This is a genomic window from Skermanella sp. (assembly GCF_059503625.1).
The window spans coordinates 1-5,165 of record NZ_JCACHA010001141.1; the positions used below are offsets into that span (position 1 = coordinate 1).

The 5,165-nt window shown below is 67.8% G+C and carries 4 protein-coding genes; all 4 read left to right on the forward strand.

The window, feature by feature from the left end; all coding sequences use genetic code 11:
- A partial coding sequence (locus tag AC5JJ6_RS40675; protein ID WP_496047511.1) for an SPW repeat protein occupies nt 1-224 on the forward strand: 224 nt, incomplete at its 5' end.
- Between the two features lie 93 nt (nt 225-317).
- Complete coding sequence (locus AC5JJ6_RS40680) at nt 318-1,292, forward strand: DUF2333 family protein (RefSeq protein WP_496047512.1); 975 nt, start codon at nt 318-320, stop codon at nt 1,290-1,292.
- Nucleotides 1,293-1,294: 2 nt separating this feature from the next.
- Entirely contained in the window at nt 1,295-2,035 is a 741-nt protein-coding gene (locus AC5JJ6_RS40685) for a YqhA family protein (protein ID WP_496047513.1), read from the forward strand.
- Between the two features lie 207 nt (nt 2,036-2,242).
- Nucleotides 2,243-5,165, forward strand: a 2,923-nt coding sequence (locus AC5JJ6_RS40690) for a TAT-variant-translocated molybdopterin oxidoreductase (RefSeq protein WP_496047514.1), incomplete at its 3' end; no start/stop codon positions are given.

Sequence of the window (5,165 nt, forward strand, 5' to 3'; positions counted from 1 at the left end):
CTACAGTCCCCTCGCGCTGCACCGAGTTTGCGGATGGACCGGGCAAATGGGCCTACCTCGCGCTTGGCCTTCTCACCCTCGCCGCCCCCTGGATTCTGGGCTTCGGTGCGACCGCAACAGCCGTGTGGACCCACGTCATCCTCGGGGCCGCCGTGGCCGCCGCCGGCATCCGGCGTCTTTTCGTTCCCTCGCATCCGGCAGGGCCAGACCCCCACGCCACCTGAGCCAGTTCCAGGAGACAGGCCTTCACGGTCTGTCTCCTGGAAGTTGCCAATCCCAATGCCAAGGCACGCAACAGGAAAACGGATCCCATCACCATGTTTAGTGGTCTGTCCCGTTCCTCGACGCGCCGGTGGACCCGCGCCCTGCTCGGAACCCGCTGGCAGCAGGGGCTGCGTCGCGGCCTGCTGCTCACCGCCGCTCTCGCTACCGCCTATGTCGGCGTCGGCAGCTTCGCCTATCACAGGATCGACGACGACACCGGCTTCATCGCTCCCGCACCGACCGCCGGCGGCAGCTACACGATCGACATGGCGGCGGCTTTGATCGAGCGGGAGGTCGTGCTTCACGAGTGGCAGCCGAACGACCCGTGGTTCACGCCGGACGGGCTGCTCGACAACACGCCGAATTTCCAGCAGGGCATCATCAGCGCCATCGGCCGGCTGTCGTTCGAGATGCTCGACCAGCTCGGCCGCTCGCGCGGATCGTCCCAGGCAGACCCCGACCTGGAGCGGGCCGCCGGCCTGCTTCAGTTCCCCGGCAACATCTGGATCTTCGACTTCAGCAAGTCGACCATGCCGACCATTCCCAGCGAGGACCAGTACCGCGCCGCCCTGAACGCGCTGGTGTCCTACAACACCCGGCTTGCGGCCGGCGAGGCGGTGTTCGACCGCCGGGCCGACAGCCTCGCCGCGACGGTTCTCCGCGTCGCCGCCGATCTCGGCTCCCAGTCGGCGCAGATCGACGCCCATCTCGAGCATTCCAGCGGCTTCATCCTCAACCAGTCGTCCGATGACCTGTTCTACCAGACCAAAGGCAAGCTTTACGCCTATTACCTGCTGCTCCGCGAGATCGGCCACGACTTCGAGCGCGTCATCCAGGAGCGCAACCTTCAGGCCGTATGGGGTCAGGCCATGGTCGGCCTGCGCGAGGCGGCCGAACTCCAGCCCGCGGTCGTCCTCGACGCGCCGCCCGACAGCCGCTTGTTCGCCAGCCATCTCGGCAGCCAGGGCTTCTATCTTCTGCGCGCCCTGGTACAGCTCAACGAAGTCGCCAAGGTCCTGGCGGTCTGACAATGGAAAAACAGCTCATGCACCGGCCACCGACGTATCACGATCCGGTCGGCCTGGAGCCGGTGAGGCACCGCCAGGCGCCGACCCTGCCGATCCCGGTCATGGAGCCCCGCGACAGGGCCACTCCCCGCATCGGCCGCCTGATCGGGCGCGTCATAGTGCTCAGCCGCTACATCCTGGTCGTCTTCTATCTCGGGCTGATCGTGGCGCTCGGCATCTACGCCGCCGTCTATGCCCGGATGATCTACGCCATGGCGCTGAGCTACGACGAAATGTCCGGCGTCGAGGCGCTGGCCACCATGCTGTCGCTGATCGACTTCGCCCTGGTGGCGAGCTTGGCGGTGATGGTCATCATCAGCAACTACGAGAACTTCGTCGGTCCGATCGTCTCGGACAGCAACATGGCGATCTCCTGGCTGGCCCAGCTCGATCCCGGGGCGCTCAAGATCAAGATCGGCGCCACCATCATCACGATCTCGTCGATCTACCTGCTCAAGGTGCTGATCGATGTCGAGCAGTACCGGAGCCACGACCTGATGTGGAAGCTCGCCATCTTCGTCACCTTCATCCTGGCGGCCCTGGCGCTGGTGCTGATCGACCGCATCGGCGTGGTCTACCGGGACGCCACCGGCAGGAGCCGCATCGTCCACGATGCGGGCCACACCAGCCATCCCGACGATGATGCGCTGTCCGGCCCGAAGGCGTCCACCTCCCCTGCCCCGCCTCCAAAAGGTAGTCACTGAGAATTTCGTCGAACATTAAATTTCACGATCGGCTGACACTTATCCGGCTCTGGTCAGTTCTAGGAGCAGACATAACCCACGCGGGGGCGCTCCAGCCCTGCCGCTTGATCCTGCCCGAGCCAGCAGCCGAGTCTTGATATGCGAACCGATTTTCCGCTCTCCGAGCCCCGCCGGAATGGCCAGCGACGGCCGGACTGCGCCTGATAAATGCCGGCGGTCTTCGGTCCCAAGGCCAACCTGATCACCAAGCTCGTCCTGTACGGGGGTGGCGCCGGTTTGCTGACGCTCGCCGGCGCCGGCTGGATCTTTCCCAGCATCAACTATTACACGCGTGTCGATTTCGTTCAGCCGCAGCCGGTTCCCTTCAGCCACGAGCACCATGTCGGCGGCCTTGGCCTCGACTGCCGCTATTGCCACACCTCGGTCGAGATTTCGGCCAATGCAGGCCTGCCGCCGACCCATACCTGCATGACCTGCCATTCGCAGCTCTGGACCAATGCCGACATGCTGGCGCCGGTCCGCCAAAGCTTGGCGCGGGACGAGCCGATCCGCTGGAACCGGGTCTACGACCTGCCCGACTACGTGTTCTTCAACCACAGCATCCATGTCGCCAAGGGTGTCGGCTGTACGACCTGCCACGGACCCTGCCCCGAACCTCCGCCCGCGCGGGGAGGTCTTCAGCACGAACTGGAAACCGACGCCGGAAACGCCCACGGGGGAACAGCTCCTGGCCGCCTACGACATCCATCCCGCCACCCTGACGGATTGCTCGGTATGCCACCGTTGAACGACGACAGCCGGGAGCTGTGGCGCAGCCTCGACGAGCTGGCGGCGGAGCCGGAGTTCGCGGCGATGCTTCAGCGGGAGTTTCCAGGACTTCCGGCCCTGAACGAGGTGACGGTAGGCCGCCGCCGGTTCCTGGAACTGATGGGAGCCTCCTTCGCACTCGCGGGCTTGACCGCCTGCGGACCGGCCGGGGGCGCGGAGGAGGCCGTCCCCTATGTCGAGATGCCGGAGGGGCTTGTCCCCGGAGTGGCTCGGACCTATGCCACGGCGGTGACGCGCGGCGGCTATGCCGACGGCGTGCTTCTGACCCACCAGATGGGCCGGCCGCTGAAGGTCGAAGGCAATCCCGACCACCCCGCAAGCCTGGGCGCTTCGGACAGCATCATCCAGGCCAGCATCCTCGACCTCTACGATCCGGACCGGTCGCAGGCGGTGACGACCCGGGGGCACATCGCGGGCGAGGACGGGTTCGTCGCGGCGCTCGCGGCCCGTTCGGCCGAACTCGCAGCAACGGGAGGCCGGGGCCTGCGCATCCTGACCGGCACCGTCACCTCCCCGACCCTGGCGGCCCAGATCGACGGGCTGCGCCGCCGCTTCCCCGACCTGCGCTGGCACCGCTGGGAAGCGGAAGCGCCCGGCAATGCGGCCGTCGGCGCCGTCATGGCCTTCGGCCGGCGGGTCGATACCGTCCTGCACCTCGACCGGGCCGACGTGATCGTGGCGGTCGAGAGCGACTTCCTGGACGGCGCTCCCGGCCATCTGCGCTACGCCCGCGATTTTGCCCGCCGCCGGCGGGCGCCGGAAGAAGGCGATCCGGCGGCGATGAACCGGCTCTACGCCGTCGAAAGCGTGCCCACGCTGGCCGGCTCGCGGGCCGACCACCGCTTCGTCGCCCGCCCTGACGAGATCGAGGCGGCGATGAGGGCGCTTGCGGCGGAACTGGACGCGGGACCGGCGGAATGGCGCGGCACCGGCCCCGCCTGGGTGGCGCCGGTCGCCCGTGACCTCGCCGCCCATCGGGGCGCCGCCCTGGTCCATGCCGGGCCGGCCCAATCCGCGGCCATCCATGCCCTGGTCCACGCGATCAACGAGGCGCTCGAAGCACCGGGCAACACGGTGACCCATATCGATCCGGTGGAGGCCGAACCGGTCGATCCCGCGCAATCGCTTGCCGACCTGACGCGCGACATGGCGGCGGGCGCCGTCGATACCCTGCTGATCATGGAGGCCAACCCGGTCTTCACAGCACCCGCCGATCTCAGCTTCGCGATCGCTCTGGCAAAGGTTCCTATGTCGGTCCATCTGGGCACCCACGTCGACGAGACGGCGGCGCTCTGCACATGGCACGTGCCGGAAGCGCACGAGTTCGAGCGGTGGAGCGACGCCCGCGCGTATGACGGCACCGTCACCATCCTCCAGCCCCAGCTTAGGCCGTTGTGGAACGGCTGGTCGCCGCACGAATTGCTCGCGGTGCTCGGCGGCGAACCGCGCCCCGATGCCTATTCGATCCTGCGCGAGGCCTGGAGGGAGCGTGCCCGCCAGCGCGGCATCGCGGACTTCTACGCCTTCTGGGCGGACAGCGTCCGCACCGGGGTCGTCGCCGACACCGCCGCGGCTCCGGTCCAGGTCCGGGTCATGCCCGGTCTCGCCGAGCGGCTGCCCAGCTTGCCGGACCAGCCGGACGCCGGGACGCTGACGGCGCTGTTCCGCCCCGATCCCTGGCTGCGCGACGGCCGCCACGCCAACAACGGCTGGCTTCAGGAACTGCCGCGCCCCCATACCACGCTGACCTGGGACAACGCGGCCCTGCTCTCCCCGGAAACCGCCCGCAGGCTTGGCCTTGCCAACGAGCAGGTGGTCGAACTCACGACCTCGGCGGGCGTGGTCCGGGCGCCGGTCTGGATTCTGCCGGGCCATGCACCGGACTGCGTCACCCTGCCCTTCGGCTTCGGCCGCAGCGTCGCCGGACGGATCGGCCGGAATATCGGGTTCGACGCCTTCCGGGTGCGGCCGCTGGCGTCGCCTTGGCGCTTCACGGGCCTGGAACTGCGCCCGACCGGCGACAGCGTCCGCCTTGCCGCCACCCAGAACCACCAGATGATCGAATCCAAGGACGTCGTGCGTTCCGCGCCGCTGGACGAGTTCAAGGAGAATCCGGGCTTCGCGCAAAGGCCGGAACCCGACCAATCGCTCTATCCGCCCTACGAGTACAAGCGGAACGCCTGGGCGATGGCGATCAACCTCAATTCCTGCATCGGCTGCAACGCCTGCAACACCGCCTGCCAGGCGGAGAACAACATCGCGATCGTCGGCAAGGAGGAGGTGCTGCGGAACCGCCAGATGC

Bases quoted from the DNA above. Each gene is read 5' to 3' on its own strand.
- AC5JJ6_RS40680 (WP_496047512.1), top strand. From the start codon at position 318: ATGTTTAGTGGTCTGTCCCGTTCCTCGACGCGCCGGTGGACCCGCGCC.
- AC5JJ6_RS40685 (WP_496047513.1), top strand. From the start codon at position 1,295: ATGGAAAAACAGCTCATGCACCGGCCACCGACGTATCACGATCCGGTC.